10 protein-coding genes are annotated in these 15,092 nt (G+C 73.0%); 5 read left to right on the forward strand and 5 right to left on the reverse strand.

Features of this window, described 5'->3' with window-relative positions; translation table 11 throughout:
* The first annotated feature begins 56 nt into the window (after nt 1-56).
* Nucleotides 57-467: a hypothetical protein gene (locus tag AB0B97_RS14020; protein WP_357493646.1), complete on the forward strand. Its 411-nt coding sequence runs from the start codon at nt 57-59 to the stop codon at nt 465-467.
* Nucleotides 468-484: 17 nt separating this feature from the next.
* Here AB0B97_RS14020 and AB0B97_RS14025 read toward each other — a convergent pair whose 3' ends face one another.
* A complete protein-coding gene (locus AB0B97_RS14025) occupies nt 485-1,633 on the reverse strand; it encodes a DNA recombination protein RmuC (RefSeq protein WP_234584118.1) in 1,149 nt (382 codons plus the stop codon).
* A gap of 54 nt (nt 1,634-1,687) precedes the next feature.
* Between AB0B97_RS14025 and AB0B97_RS14030 the strand changes: the two genes are divergently transcribed.
* Nucleotides 1,688-2,554 carry a hypothetical protein gene (locus AB0B97_RS14030; RefSeq protein WP_357493648.1) on the forward strand — a complete coding sequence of 289 codons (867 nt, stop codon included), beginning with the start codon at nt 1,688-1,690 and terminating at the stop codon, nt 2,552-2,554.
* A 69-nt stretch (nt 2,555-2,623) separates the two neighbouring features.
* Here the strand turns inward: AB0B97_RS14030 and ppc are convergent, their stop codons facing one another.
* From ppc to AB0B97_RS14050, 4 genes are all read right to left on the reverse strand, one after another.
* Nucleotides 2,624-5,410: a phosphoenolpyruvate carboxylase gene (gene ppc, locus AB0B97_RS14035; protein WP_234584116.1), complete on the reverse strand. Its 2,787-nt coding sequence runs from the start codon at nt 5,408-5,410 to the stop codon at nt 2,624-2,626.
* Nucleotides 5,411-5,538: 128 nt separating this feature from the next.
* Nucleotides 5,539-6,552, reverse strand: a complete 1,014-nt coding sequence (locus AB0B97_RS14040) for a hypothetical protein (protein WP_357493650.1) — start codon at nt 6,550-6,552, stop codon at nt 5,539-5,541.
* 269 nt (nt 6,553-6,821) lie between these two features.
* Nucleotides 6,822-7,751 carry an AraC family transcriptional regulator gene (locus AB0B97_RS14045; RefSeq protein WP_357493652.1) on the reverse strand — a complete coding sequence of 310 codons (930 nt, stop codon included), beginning with the start codon at nt 7,749-7,751 and terminating at the stop codon, nt 6,822-6,824.
* Nucleotides 7,752-8,051: 300 nt separating this feature from the next.
* The gene (locus AB0B97_RS14050; RefSeq protein ID WP_357493654.1) at nt 8,052-8,966 is read right to left on the reverse strand and encodes a cyclase family protein; all 915 of its coding nucleotides are present in this window, start codon (nt 8,964-8,966) and stop codon (nt 8,052-8,054) included.
* A gap of 565 nt (nt 8,967-9,531) precedes the next feature.
* Here AB0B97_RS14050 and mfd point away from each other — a divergent pair.
* The 3 genes from mfd to AB0B97_RS14065 all read left to right on the forward strand — a co-directional run bounded on the left by mfd (nt 9,532) and on the right by AB0B97_RS14065 (nt 15,049).
* Nucleotides 9,532-13,173 (forward strand): transcription-repair coupling factor, encoded by a 3,642-nt coding sequence (mfd, locus tag AB0B97_RS14055; RefSeq protein ID WP_357493656.1) that lies wholly within the window; start codon nt 9,532-9,534, stop codon nt 13,171-13,173.
* Nucleotides 13,174-13,280: 107 nt separating this feature from the next.
* Complete coding sequence (locus tag AB0B97_RS14060) at nt 13,281-14,048, forward strand: hypothetical protein (protein ID WP_357493658.1); 768 nt, start codon at nt 13,281-13,283, stop codon at nt 14,046-14,048.
* A 2-nt stretch (nt 14,049-14,050) separates the two neighbouring features.
* Entirely contained in the window at nt 14,051-15,049 is a 999-nt protein-coding gene (locus tag AB0B97_RS14065) for a nucleoside triphosphate pyrophosphohydrolase (protein WP_357493660.1), read from the forward strand.
* Nucleotides 15,050-15,092: the final 43 nt, after the last annotated feature.

Consider the following 15,092-nt stretch of genomic DNA (forward strand, 5'->3'; position numbering starts at 1 on the left):
ATCAGGAGGCGAATCACTGTGGGAACGCCACGCGGTCCCGGTGCGTCGAAGACGGCATGAGGACCCTTCGGCTCGTCGTCCCCGCCCTGGTCGCCGTCGCGGCGCTGAGCGCCTGCGGGGGGACGGACGGCTCCACCACCCCCGGAGCGCCGTCGGCAACTGCCGGGCAACCCACTGCGGCGTCGCCCAGCAGTTCCGCACCGGCGATCACGCCCTCGGGCCCGCTCAAGTCGCCGGGCGGGCCCACCGTCCCGCCGCCGGTCGGTGCCACCGAACTCACCGGCACGATCACCGCCGGGGTGGAGCCGAACTGCCTGCTGCTCGACGGCTATCTGCTGGTGGGCGGCCCGCGGGACGTGCTGGCCGCCGGCACCCGGGTCACCGTCACCGGCCGGGTCGAGAAGGGCATGATGACCACCTGCCAGCAGGGCATGCCCTTCGTCGTGGAGAGCGCCAATCGCAGGTAGGAGCAGGCGCGGCGCGGTCAGCGGTCGGCGTCGTCCAGCAGCTCCGGTGCCTGGGGCTGGCGGGGAGTCAGCTCGATCTGCGCGGGCGTCGCCAGCTCGTCGTCCGAGACGCCCAGCTCGGCGAGCTTGCGGGCGCTGACCAGCACCCGCGCCTCCAGCGAGCCGACCGCCCTGTTGTACGCGGTCACCGCGCCGGCCAGCGACGAGCCGAGCTTGCCCACGTGGTCACCGAGGGTGGAGAGCCGGCCGTACAGCTCCCGGGCGAGGGTGTGCACCGCCACGGCGTTGCGGGCCAGGGCTTCCTGTCGCCACGAGTAGGCCACCGTGCGGAGCAGGGCGACCAGGGTGGCCGGCGTGGCCAGCACCACGTTGCGGGCGAACGCGTGCTCCAACAGCGTCGGGTCGCGTTGGAGCGCGACGTCGAGAAACGGGTCGGCGGGCACGAACAGGACCACGAACTCGGGTGAGCTGTCGAACGCCGACCAGTAGGACTTGGCGGCCAGGGCGTCGACGTGCCCGCGCAGGTGGCGGGCGTGGGCGTCGAGGTAGGTGTCCCGGCCACGCTCGTCGCGGGCCTCCATGGCGGTGAGGTACGCGTCGAACGGCGCCTTCGCGTCCACCACCACCGACCGGCCCCCGTGCAGGCGGACCACCAGATCCGGGCGGACGACCTGGTCGTCGGTGGCGGCCGTGACCTGCTCGGAGAAGTCGCAGTGCTCCAGCATGCCGGCCGCCTCGACGATCCGGCGCAGCTGGTGCTCGCCCCAGCGGCCCCGCACCTGTGGCGCGCGCAGCGCGGCGACCAGCTGCTTGGTCTCGGTGCGCAGCTCCCCGGAGACCGCGTTCATCGAGCGGACCTGCTCGCGCAGCTCGGCGTACGCGTCGACCCGGTCGTGCTCCAACTCGGCGACCCGCTGTTCGTAGCGGCGCAGGCTGTCGTGCAGCGGCGCCACGGCACGGGCCACCGCCTCCTGCGACTGCGCGGTGGCCTCGTAGCTCAGCGCCCGCATGGACTGCTCCAGCCGCCCCTCGCCTTCCCGCGTCGCCGTCAGGGTGGCATCCAGCCTGGCGATGTCGGCCGCCGACCGGGACCGGGCCGCGAGCCAGCCCACCGCCCCGCCGGCACCGAGGCACACGATCACCACCAGCAGCGTCGAGACGTCCATCACCGGAGCTTGCCAGACGGGTACGACGTGACACCCGGGGGTACGTTCGATGACATGGAACTTGTGCTGTGCCTCGCGATCGTGCTGGTCGGCGCGCTCGGTGCCGCGGCGCTCATCCGTGCCCAGGGCACCGCCCGCCGGCGCACGGAGCTGGGCGACGCCCGCGCCGAGGCGCACCGCTGGTACGAGCGCCTCGGTGGTCAGCTGTTGACCCTTCAGGGCGACGAGCCGGCGGTCCGCCAGGCGCTGGCCGACGCCGGTGAGCGGTACAACGCGGCGGGTTCGCAGTTGGAGCAGGCGCGTACGCCGCACCAGTTCGCGCTCGCCCGGGAGACCGCGCTGGAGGGACTGGCGTACATCCGGGCGGCGCGGACCGCGCTGGGGATCGATCCCGGCCCCGAGGTGCCGGCGCTGGCCGCCGCGCGGGGCGTCGGGCAGCTCACCAAGGAGCGCGAGGTCGACGTGCAGGGGCAGACCTTCCGGGCCGGCCCGCAGCCCGGTCGGCAGACGCCGTACTACTACCCCGGTGGCCGCTACCAGGGCCGGCCGGTGCCGGCGGGCTGGTATTCGACGCCGTGGTGGAAGACCGCGTTGGGTGCGGGGGCCGGCGTGCTCGGCGGCATGTTGATCGCTGACGCGCTGTTCTCGCCGGCCTTCGCCGACCCGGGCTACGGGTACGACGAGGGCTACCAGGAGGGCTTCGGTGACGGCGCCGACTACGCAGGTGACCAGGGCGGCGATGCCGGCGACCAGGGCGGCGACTTCGGCGACCAGGGCGGCGACTTCGGTGGCGGCGACCAGGCTGGCAACGTCGGCGGCGGCGACTATGCCGGCGGTGACTTCGGCGGCGGAGGTTTCGGCGGCGGCGACTTCGGTGGCGGCGACTTCGGCGGCGGTGACTTCGGCGGCGGCGACTGGTGAGCACCGCTGGCTGAGCATGCGGAACGGGCCCCGGTCGTGGTGACCGGGGCCCGTTGCCGTGCTGCTTGATCAGCCGGTGTTGCGCATGCCGGCGGCGATGCCGTTCACCGTGGTGAGCAGTGCCCGCTCCAGGGCCGTGCCGTCGCTCGGGGCGCGTCGGCCACCCGGGGCGGTGGCCACCGCACGGCCGGCCGCGCCGGATTCCCGGTACTGGCGCAGCAGCGCCACCTGGAGGTGGTGCAGCGGCTCCAGGTAGGTGTCCCGGACGGCCAGGGTGCGCTGGAGCACCGGCGAGTTCTCCAGCAGGGCGGGCGAGGCGGTGACCGCCAGCACCTCCCGCTTGGTCAGCTCGTACTCCTGCTCGATCTGCTCGAAGATCGGGTGCAGCTTCTTCGGCACGAGGGTCTCGACGTACCGGCGGGCGATGCTGAGGTCGGTCTTGGTCAGCATCATCTCGACGTTCGACAGGAACGTGCGGAAGAAGTGCCAGTTGCGGTGCATCTCGGCGAGCACGTCCGCCAGACCGGCCTCCCGGGCGGCGGCCAGGCCGGAGCCGACGCCGAACCAGCCCGGCACGATCTGCCGGGTCTGCGTCCAGCCGAACACCCACGGGATGGCCCGCAGCCCGGAGAGCCCGGCGCCCGTGTTGGGGCGCTTCGCCGGCCGGGAGCCGATGTTCAGCGCACCGAGCAGCTCGGTGGGGGTGGACGCCCAGAAGTACGCCGGCAGGTCCGGGTCCTCGACGAGCGACCGGTACGACCGGAACGCCGATTCGGAGACCACGTCCATGGTCGCGTCCCAGCGTTCCAGCATCTCGGCCGGCTGCCGGGGCGCGGTGTGCAGGAGCGTCGCCTGGAGCACGGCGGCGAGGGTCAGCTCCAGGTTCTCCCGCGCCAGCGAGGGCAGGGTGTACTTGTCGGAGATCACCTCGCCCTGCTCGGTCACCTTGATCGCGCCGTCCAGCGTGCCGTACGGCTGCGCCAGGATCGCCTCGTGCGTCGGGCCGCCGCCGCGGCCGACGGTGCCGCCACGACCGTGGAACAGCCGCAGGCGTACGCCGTGCCGGGCCGCCACGTCACGCAGCGCGCGCTGGGCCCGGTGGATCGACCACTGGCTGGTGGTGATCCCGGCCTCCTTGTTGGAGTCGGAGTAGCCGAGCATGACCTCCTGCACGTCGCCCCGGGCCGCGACGAGCGCCCGGTACGCGGGCAGCGACAGCAGCTCGTCGAGGATCTCCCCGCCGGCGTTCAGCTCGCCCGGGGTCTCCAGCAGCGGCACGAAGCCGATCCGGGCCCGGCCGCTGTGCACGTCGACCAGCCCGGCCTCGCGGGCCAGCACCACGGCGGCGAGCACGTCGTCCACGCCGAGGGTCATCGAGATGATGTACGACTCGATGACCTCCGCGCCGAACCGGTCCTGCGCCTCGCGGATCGTGCTGAACACGTCGAACGTCTTGCGGGCCGACTCGGTCAGCGGGGTGTCCAGGGTGGACAGCGGCCGCCGGCCGGTCAGCTCGTCGGCGAGCAGCTTGGTGCGCTCCAACCGGCTCAACGCCGGGTAGTCGGGCACCTCGCCGACCGCCTCGTAGAGCTGGGTGAGCACCTCGTGGTGCTTCTCGGCGTGCTCCCGCACGTCCATCGTCGCCAGGTGCAGGCCGAACGCGGAGACCGTCCGGATGGTGGAGGCGAGTCGGCCGACGGCGGTGAGCTGCCCGGAGTTGCGGGCCAGCGAGGCGCGCAGCAGGTCCAGGTCGGCGATCAGCTCGGCGGAGCCGCGGTAGTCGCGGCCCGGAACGTGGGCGGTGCCCTGGCGGAGCCGCTGCCGGGTGTTGGCCAGCTTCGCCTTCACGCAGCGGGCCTTGAGCCGGTACGGCTCCTCGGCGTTGACCCGACGGAACCGGGGTGCCACCTCGGGCAGCGCGTCGAGGTCGGCGGCGAGGCTGGCGGAGAGGTCCAGCGACACCCCGCGCAGTCGGCGGGACACCGACACCTCGTTGATCAGGTGGTCCATCGCCTTCTCGGTGGCCGCGATGCCGTGCTCGTGCTGGATGGTCAGCACCTCGCGGGTGACCGCCGGGGTGACGAACGGGTTGCCGTCCCGGTCGCCGCCGATCCAGGTGCCGAAGCTCAGCGGGCGAGCGGTCGGCGACGTCTCCACGCCGAGGGTGCGCAGCGTGTCGGCCAGGTCGTCGAGCACCTGCGGGGCGGCCTCGGCGTACAGGTCGCGCAGGTAGTAGATGGCGTTGCGGGCCTCGTCGGTCGGGTCGGGCCGGTCGAGCCGCAGCTCGTCGGTCTGCCACATCAGGTCCAGCAACTCGGCCAGCCGGCGGTTGGCCGGGCCCTCGTCGCTGGCGCCGTAGAGGATCGCGTTGGCGGTCTCGGTGTCCAGCTCGTCGGCGATGGCGCGCAGCTTGGACAGGATCGAGCGGCGGGCCGCCTCGGTCGGGTGGGCGGTGAAGACCGGGCGGACCGCCAGCCGGCGGGCCGCGGCGGCGATCTCCTCGGCCGGCACCCCCCGCTCGGCGATCATCTTGGCCGCCTGGTCCAGCCAGCCGCCCTGCACGGCGCGACGGCGACGCAGGTCCCGGGCGCGGTGCACCTGCTCGGTGATGTTGGCCAGGTGGAAGTAGGTGGAGAAGGCGCGGGCCAGCTTGGTGCCGGTGGTCACGTCGAGCCCGCCGAGCCGCTCGGCGGCGGCCGGGACGTCGGAGCGGACCTGGGCGCGGATCTCCTCGACGAGGTCGAGCAGCGGGCGGCCCTCCTGGCGGGCCAGGGTCTGGCCGAGGAGGGTGCCGAGTCGGCGGATGTCAGCGCGCAGCGCGGCGTCCGGGCCGTCGTGGTCGTGCTGGTCGGTCACGATGCGCTCCTTACGTGAGTACGAAGGACAGCGCTGTCCGACTCCCTGGATGGTATCCACGTCGGGCCGGCTGGCAGGAGGGGCTCTCCGCATGCCGCGTCGTGACACGGAACACCCCGGAGATCGCTTCAGGGTCTTGCGCCGGCAGTCGCCCGACGCCCCCGCACCCGGGTCGCGCCGAGCAGGGCGGCCAGCGCGACCACCGCCCAGAGCACCAGACCGGTCACCGGCCAGCCGATCGAGCGTCTGTCGAAGTACACGGCTGACTTGATCAGGTCGGTGGCCAGGCCGGGTACGTTCCACAGGTGCATTCCGCGCAGCCAGGTGGGCAGGAACTCGGGAGCGTAGATGCCACCGGAGCCCGGATTGCCGAGCACCACCAGCAACAGGATGACCAGCCCGGTGCCGAGGACGCCCAGCCAGCCCTGGACCGCCGCGGCGACCATCGCGGCGGCGAAGGCGGCCAGCATCCCGGCGCCGGCGACCGCCGGCAGGTCGTGGTGCCAGACGTCCAGCACCGGGCCGACGATCACCGCCCCGACGATGCCGAGCGCCACGCTGTAGAGGGCGAGCGCCCCGATGCGCAGTCCCGCGCGGCGCAGGGTGCGCGGGGCGGTACCGGCGGAGACGCCGAGCACCGTCGAGGCCAGGTATCCGCCGAGGACGTACCCGATGGCCAGGTAGAAGGGGACCAGGCCGCGGGGGTCGGTGGCGGCGACCGGCACCTCGTCGGTCACCCGCAGCGGCAGTCGGGCCTGCTGGGCGGCGCTGGTGAGCACCTGGGTGACCAGGTCGGTGGCGGACGGTGCGCCGGCGCTGGCGGTGGTCAGGACGAGCCCGCCGTCGGGGGCGGAGCTGAGCACCGCGTACACCTCGCGGCCGGTCAGGCCGTCGTCGGCGGTGCCCGGGTCCGCGTACTCGATGGCTTTGATCCTGTCGGTCCGGTCGCGGACGGCGGCCAGGACCGTGCGGGCGGCCTGGTCGCTCGCCGCCACGCCGACCGGCACGTCCCGGGGGTGGGGCTGGTGCAGGGCGCCGACGTACGCGGCGATGAAGGCGGTGGCCAGCGCGAGGGTGCCGAGCAGGAGGCCTGCGGTGCGGGGGAGCCAGTCGCGTACCCGGACCTCCGGCGCCTCGTCCACCAGATCAGCCTAGGGCGACATTTGCCCTGTTCACGGCATTTCTCGGCGAGTGGTGAAGGTGAGCAATTTTCTTCAAGACCGTCCGGGGGGCGCTCGGGAGGATGGTCTCCGTTGGTCCGGGAGCCACCCCGCAGAGGTGGCCGGATCGGGGCATGCGGGCCTGTTCGGGGAGGTCCGACGCCTCGACCGGACCTGTCGCGGGCCGCTTCGGGCGTGCCCGAAGGAGGTGCCGTACGCCCCCCGTGCGGCACCTCCGCCGGCCTCCGGGCTCAGGCTGTCGCCCCCGGGTTCTCGCGGGTCGCGGTGAGCAGGCGGCGCAGCCTGGCCGGAGGGTGACCCACCTGCTCGCGGACCACCCGGGTCAGGTGTGCCTGGTCGGCGAAGCCGTACTCGCTGGCGAGCGCGCCGAGCGGGCGGCCGTCGGGCTCGGCGAGGGTGTCCAGCACCGCACGCACCCGCAGCCGGTTGCGGTAGGCGGTCAGGCTGCTGCCGGTCATCCGCTGGAAAACCCGGCTGAGGTGGTGCGGAGAGCTGCCCACCTCCCGGGCCACCTCGTCAAGGCCCATCGTGAACCCCGAGTTGGCCAGCACCTCCCGGGCCCGGTCGGCGAGCCGTCGGTGCGCGGCGACCGTCGCCGGCCGGCGGCGGACCGCCCGCTCCACCGCGCCGTCCTCGCCGTTCTCGCCGTTGGAGGCGAGGGCGCTGTGGCTCAGCAGGCGGGCCAGGAACCGCTGGAGCCGCTCGGCCATCTCGAAGCCGTCCAGCCCGCGCCGGAACTCGGCCACCAGCAGACGGTGCGCCAGGTCCAAGGTGGCGTCCGAGGTGCCGGCCCAGCCGGCCCGGTCCATCCAGCGCTCCGCGTCCGGCCGCTGCGCCAGCACCGCCGAATCGATCTCCAGGCAGGTGTACGAGTCGCCGCAGCCGAACGGGTGCGCCACCGCCATCTCGTCGCCGGGCCGGGTCAGCAGCATCGACGTGGCGTCGGAGACCTCGACCCGCCCGTTGAGCCGGCGCCGGTACGCCCCGGAACGCCCCAGGATGACCTTGTGCCGGTCCTCCGCGACAGTCTCCGTCCAGCCGTGGTTCTCCACGATGCAGCGCACCTGGTAGATCAGCATGCCGTCCGGATGCCCCAGCACCCGCCACCGGGCCGGCGTGGTACGACGACGCGGATCACTGCCGACTCCCTCAGCGGGCATCGTCCCCCCTTGCACGGCGATCTCGCACTACCCGGCTCGATTCTGGTCACTCACCAACCCCTGGTCCACCCCGAGCGACGGGTCGCTCCGCAGCGGCTCTTCGGGTCTGTGCCGGCCCGTGCTGGCCCGTGCCGGTCCGTGCTGGCCCGTGCCGGCCCGTGCTGGCCTGTGCTGGCCTGTGCCGGTCCGTGCCGGCCCGTGCCGGCCCACCTGGTCGGCTGTGGTCGACCGGCTCGGTTTGCGCCTCGGTCGGCTCGATCCCGTGGTCGGCGGGTTCGCGGGTCGGGGAGTCGGCGTGGATCAGGGATTGACAACGGCGAAGGCGCGGACCGGGAAGGTGCCCATGCCGGCCACCATCGGTGGGGCCGCGGTGAAGCGGAACCCGCTCGGCGGCAGCGCGCCCAGGCCGGTCAGGTGCTCCACGATCGGGACGCCGGCGGCGAGCAGCGTGCTGTGCGCGGGGCGTACGCCTCGGGCCGCTGGGCTCATGTCGTCGATGTTGATCGAGTCGATACCGACCAGTGCTGCGCCGGCGTCGACCAGCGCCTGCGCGGCGTCCCCGGTCAGGTACGGCGCCTCCGGTGCGCCGTACCGCTCGGTGCCGAAGTGCACGTCCCACCCGGTGTGCAGCAGCACCGCGCGCCCGGCCACCTCGTACGGAGCCAGCGTCAGCCGGTCCACGGCTCGGGTGCCGGCCGGTACGCGGACCAGCAACCCGGGCAGGTCGGCGAGGCGGTCCAGGGACACCCCGGTCAGGTCGTCGCCGCCGGACCAGCGGTGGGCGGGAGTGTCCACGTACGTGCCGGTATTGGCGATCATGTCGATCCGGGCCACGTGGAACTCGGTGCCTGGCGCGTACCGCTCGCGGGATGCCGCGAAGGTCAACCAGTCGGCGATCCTCGGAGCGGTCCACCCCGGCAGTGTGGTCATCCCGTCGCGGATCACGTGGCTCAGCTCGACCAGCCGACGATCGGCGCCGTAGTCCTCGACGCCGACGCCCCGACCGCCCTTGTGCGGCTCCTCGATGATCGTCTTCGCGCTGATCCGGACCTCGGCGACCATCAGCAGCCCGAGGTGGCGGACGAACAACGCCGCGAGATCGTCGTCGGTGATCTCCCGACCCGGAATGTCCAGTCGGAACCCCTCCGTGCGCAGCCCGCCGCCGTTGGCGAAGCTCACCTCCGCGTCGAACTGTGCGCGCCACTGCTCACTCATTCCGAAACCCGACCACGCCTGCCGGCGCCGGTCAAGATCTTTTCGCGGCGTGGGTGGCCTGTAGTCGGCTGCCTGTGGTCGGCTGCCTGTGGTCGGCGTCGTCCAGGTGGCCAAGATCGTGCTCGATCCACGAAAGAGTGCGATCCGACGAATTCGAGACCACTACATCCTGGATCGAGCACGATCTTGGTCGGTGTCGCCCCGTGCAAGGCGGCAGCGTGCCCCGTCACCCCCGCGCGATGGCGTGTCCGCGCTCCGGGACGGCCGAGGACGCTTCCAACCCCGCAAGATCCGCACAACATCGGGGAACTTGCTGCCTCCCGCGCTCCGGAGGCAGCAACTTCCCCGATGTTGTGCGGATCTTGGGGCGAGAGGGACTGCGGAGGGGCGGACCCGTGCCGGGTGCGGACCTGGTCGGGGTGCGCGGGCCAGGGGCGCGGACGACGCGACCTGGGCGGAACGGGGTGGGTGTCGGTGCGCGGGGATAGGCTGGTTGGCGTGCACCCCCCGTCCGGTTGGACGAGGGGCCCAAGTGGTGTGCGCCGACTCCCCTGGAAGGATTCCCTTGCTCACCGGTCTGTTCTCCGCCGCTCTGGCCGACCCCGGGCTGACCCGGGCGCGTGACCTGGCGCGCTCCGGTGCCGCCCAGGTTGACGGCCTCGACATCACCGCTCCCGCCGCGCTGCGCCCGTTCGCGGTGGCCGCCGTCGCGGCCGACCCCGACGGCACCGGTGGCGGGGCCGGGCGGCCCGTGCTGGCGGTGACCGCCACCACCCGGGAGGCCGACGACCTGGCCGCCGCGCTGGGCGCGCTGCTGCCGCCGGAGCAGGTGGTGGTCTTCCCCTCCTGGGAGACGCTGCCGCACGAGCGACTGTCCCCCCGCTCCGACACGGTGGGCCGCCGGCTGGCCGTGCTGCGCCGCCTCGCGCACCCCGAGTCGACCGACGCGCACGGCGGCACCGGGCCGCTGCGGGTGGTCGTGGCGCCCGTCCGTTCACTGCTGCAACCGCAGCTCAAGGGCCTCGGCGACCTGGAGCCGGTGCAGCTCGCCGCCGGCGAGGAGGCGGACCTGGAAGAGGTCGCCCGCCGGCTGACCGACATGGCGTACGCCCGGGTCGACCTGGTCACCAAGCGCGGCGAGTTCGCGGTGCGCGGCGGGATCCTGGACGTCTTCCCGCCCACCGACGAGCACCCGTCCCGGGTGGAGTTCTGGGGCGACGAGGTGGAGGAGATCCGCACCTTCGCCGTCGCCGACCAGCGGACCATCGAGCAGGTTCCGCTGCTCTGGGCGCCGCCCTGCCGTGAGCTGCTGCTGACCCCGGCGGTGCGCGAGCGGGCCGCCGCGCTCGCCGAACAGCACCCTGAGCTGGCCGAGATCCTGGACAAGCTGGCCGAGGGCATCCCGGTGGAGGGGATGGAGTCGCTGGCCCCGGTGCTGGTCGGTCCCGACTCGCTGGAGTTGCTGCTGGACGCCATGCCGGCCGGCACCCACGTCCTGCTGTGCGACCCGGAGCGCATCCGCACGAGGGCGCACGATCTGGTGCGTACGTCGGAGGAGTTCTTGCAGGCCAGCTGGGCCGCCGCCGCGGTCGGTGGCCAGGCCCCGGTGGACGTCGGCGCCGCCGCCTTCCGCACCCTGGGCGAGGTCCGCGCCACCGCGGCCACGCTCCGCCAGCCGTGGTGGACGCTGTCCCCGTTCGGCCTGGTCGAAGCGGAGACCGCCGAGACACGGCAGCCGTGGGAGGACGCGCCCGAGCAGGCCAGCGTGACCCCCGACGACGCCATCGCGGTGACCCTCGCCGCGCAGCCGGCCCCGCTCTACCACGGCGAGACCGCGCGGGTGGTCGACGACCTCAAGCGCTGGGCCGGCGAGGGCTGGTCGATCGCGCTGGTCTTCGAGGGGCACGGCCCCGCCCAGCGGGCGGTGGAGGTGCTGCGCGACGCCGGGCTGGGCGCCCGGCTCACCGAGGAGGTGCCGACCGCGCCCGCCCCCGGCGAGATGGTCGTCACCTGCGGCGCGCTGGGCAGTGGGTTCGTCGACGAGGCGTCCCGTTTCGTGCTGCTCACCGGCAACGACGTCACCGGCGGTCGGGGCACCTCGACGCGGGACATGCGCAAGATGCCGAGCCGCCGGCGCAACACCATCGACCCGCTGGAGCTCAAGGCCGGCGACTTCGTGGTGCACGAGCAGCACGGCATCGGCCGCTACGTCGAGCTGGTGCAGCGCACAGTCAACGGCGCGAGCCGGGAATACCTGGTCATCGAGTACGCGGCCAGCAAGCGTGGCCAGCCCGGCGACCGGCTGTTCGTCCCGACCGACCAGCTCGACCAGCTCTCCCGCTACGTGGGCGGTGAGCAGCCGACGCTGCACAAGATGGGCGGCTCGGACTGGCAGAAGTCCAAGGCCCGCGCCCGCAAGGCGGTCCGGGAGATCGCCGCCCAGCTCATCCAGCTGTACGCCGCCCGCAAGGCGTCCAAGGGCCACTCGTTCGGCCCGGACACGCCGTGGCAGCGGGAGTTGGAGGACGCCTTCCCCTGGCAGGAGACGCCGGACCAGCTCGCCGCTATCGACGAGGTCAAGCGGGACATGGAACAGACCGTCCCGATGGACCGGCTGATCTGCGGTGACGTCGGCTACGGCAAGACCGAGATCGCGGTCCGGGCGGCGTTCAAGGCCGTGCAGGACGGCAAGCAGGTGGCGGTGCTGGTGCCGACGACGCTGCTGGTGCAGCAGCACTACAACACCTTCGCGGAGCGGATGAGCCAGTTCCCGGTGCAGATCCGGCAGCTGTCGAGGTTCCAGACCCCGAAGGAGACCGAGCGGACGTTGGAGATGGTCGCCGACGGCACCGTCGACATCGTCATCGGCACCCACCGGCTGCTGCAGACCGCGACCCGGTTCAAGCAGCTCGGCCTGGTGATCGTGGACGAGGAGCAGCGCTTCGGTGTCGAGCACAAGGAGCACCTGAAGACGCTGCGGGCCTCGGTGGACGTGCTGAGCATGTCGGCCACCCCGATCCCGCGCACCCTGGAGATGGCGATCACCGGCATCCGGGAGATGTCCACCATCGCCACTCCGCCGGAGGAGCGGCACCCGGTGCTCACCTTCGTCGGCGCGCAGGACGACCGGCAGGTCGCCGCGTCCATTCACCGCGAGCTGCTGCGCGACGGGCAGGTGTTCTACCTGCACAACCGGGTCGAGTCGATCGACCGGGCGGCCCGGCGGCTGCGGGAGCTGGTCCCCGAGGCGCGGGTCGCGGTGGCGCACGGCCAGATGGGCGAGGAAGCCCTGGAGAAGGTGATGGTCGGCTTCTGGGAGAAGGAGTTCGACGTCCTGGTCTGCACCACGATCGTCGAGTCGGGCATCGACATCCCGAACGCCAACACCCTGATCGTGGAGCGGGCCGACCTGCTCGGCCTGGCCCAGCTGCACCAGATCCGCGGCCGGGTCGGCCGGGGGCGGGAGCGGGCGTACGCGTACTTCCTCTACCCGCCGGAGAAGCCGCTCACCGAGCACGCCCACGAGCGGCTGGCCACCATCGCGCAGCACACCGAGCTGGGTGCCGGCATGTACGTGGCCATGAAGGACCTGGAGATCCGGGGCGCCGGCAACCTGCTCGGCGGCGAGCAGTCCGGGCACATCGAGGGCGTCGGCTTCGACCTGTACGTGCGCATGGTCGGCGAGGCGGTGTCCGCGTTCAAGGGTGAGCGGCAGGAGGAGGAGACCGACGTCAAGATCGACCTGCCGATCGACGCGCACCTGCCGCACGACTACGTGAGCGTGGAGCGGCTGCGCCTGGAGATGTACCGCAAGCTCGCCGAGGCACGCGACGAGGAGCGTCTGCGCGAGGTCGTCGCCGAGATGACCGACCGGTACGGCGAGCCGCCGGCCCCGGTGCAGAACTTGGTGGCGGTGGCCCGGTTCCGCCTGCTGGCCCGCCGGTACGGCCTGAGCGACGTGACGATGCAGGGCAAGCACATCCGGTTCGGGCCGCTGCCGCTGCCCGACTCGAAGCAGATGCGGCTCAAGCGCTACCACCCGGACGCGGTCTACAAGCAGGCCACCGACCAGGTGAGCGTGCCCCGACCGACCACCCGTCGGATCGGTGGCGAGCCGCTGCGCGACCAGGCGCTGCTCGAGTGGTGCGCGCAACTGCTCTCCGACGTGCTGGGCGCCCCCGCCCCGCTGGTCGCCGCGGCCGGGTGAGCACGGCGGCCCGACGGTGCGGGTGCGTCGGAGTCGCCGGGCCGAGCGCGACGGGTGGAGGTGGGGGGCGTCACAGCGCCGGGTGATGGCGTGAGAGAGTGACGGACATGCGTGCTCGCCGTCTTGTCGCCGCCGCCACCGTGGCGGTCGGGATCGTCGCCCTCTCCGGTTGCCGTGCCGAGCCCGGTGTCGCCGCCTATGTCGGGGACCACCGCATCACCCAGGATGCGGTCACCGCCATGCTGGACGATCTGCGGGCGAAGAACCCGACGCCCCCGGCGGACGACCCGTCCGCCGCTGCGCGTCCGCCGCTGCCCGGTCCGGCCGAGGTGGCCAGCGTGCTGGTGCTCGGCGAGGTGTGCGGGCGGGTGTCCAGGGAGAAGAACTACCAGCCGCGCGCCCAGGTGTCGCCCGAGCAGGCCGCCCAGCAGTTCGGGCTCGCGCCCGAGACCCGGTACGCGCGCTCGGTCGCCGAGCTCTACACCTGCCTGTCCGGGGTGCCGTCCGGCGAGGCGGTCGCCCCGACCGACAAGGAGTTGGCCGACGTGGTCGCGGCGGGTCGCAAGGCCGCCAAGATCCCGGCCGACGTGAGCGACGAGGACGCCGCCCGTCAGCTCGACGGCGAGCAGTCGCGTGACCAGTTGCGCGCCGCGCTCGCGACCCGCCGGGCGCTTGTCGAGGCGGTCGAGAGCCACGACGTGACAGTCAACCCCCGGTACCGGCCGCTGGAGTTCCCGGTGCTGACCTTCGAGGGCAACGCTCCCGCGGTGAGCGTGCCGCTGGGCGAGGCGGGCTCCGGAACTGTCACCGACGTCTCCACCCCGGACGCGGTGCCGCCGAGCGCGAACCCGGACGCCGAGGGCACGGCCAGCTGAGCATGACGGCACGGATCGTCCTGCTGGTCACCTCACCCCGGTTGCCGGCCGGCCTGCTGACCTCGGCCGCCTGGGATGTCGTACGCCAGCATCCGGTCCTGGCCGGTGCGGAGAGCGAGTTGACCACGGCCGTGCGTCAGGCGGGCGCCGAGGTGCGGATCGTGAACGGCCCGGCGACGCAGCCGCTGCTCGACACGGTCGCGGCGCACGGTACGGCGGTCTGGTTGGCCGGCCCGGCCGGCGACGAGGCCCTGGCCCGGGAGTTGGGTCTGCGGCTGGCCCGGGAGCCGGGGCTGGCCGAGTTGGAGCTGATGTACGGCTCGTGGGACCCGCCGGGGGCCCGGCTGCTCGACGCGGTGGCCGTGCTGGACCGGCTGGCCTCGCCGGGTGGCGACCCGTGGAAACGGGCGCAGACGCATCGCAGCCTCGCGGGCTATCTGCTGGAGGAGAGCTACGAGGCGTACGACGCGATGGTCGAGGACGACACCGACTCGCTGCGTGAGGAGTTGGGCGACGTGCTGTTGCAGGTGGTCCTGCACGCCCGGCTGGCGGAGGAGTTGCCCGAGGGCGAGCGGTGGACCATCGACGACGTGGCGGGTGGCCTGGTCGACAAGATGATCCGGCGCAATCCGCACGTCTTCGCCGGCGCGGAGGCGGGCACGTTGGAGGAGATCACCGCCAACTGGGAGCGGATCAAGCGGATCGAGAAGGCGCGCGATTCCGTCCTGGACGGTGTGGCGCTCAGCCAGCCCGCCCTGGCCCTGGCCGCGCAGGTCCTGGAACGCGCCACCCGTAACGGCATCGAGGTCCCGCTTCCGCCGGTCGCCACGCAGGTGGACGCCGAGGCGAGACTGGGCGCGAGTCTGCTGGCGACAGTCGTCGCGGCCCGCGAGGCGGGAATCGACAGCGAAGCGGCCCTGCGCCGAACCACCCTGGCCTACGCCCAAGCCGTCCGAGCCGCCGAAACCGCACCCCCACCCCCACCCGTCGACCCGAGTTGATCAAGAGGTTCGCGTCGGAATCCGGCTCGGATCCGACCCAAAC

It is taken from the genome of Micromonospora sp. NPDC049004 (assembly GCF_040649315.1).
Lineage (GTDB): Bacteria > Actinomycetota > Actinomycetes > Mycobacteriales > Micromonosporaceae > Micromonospora.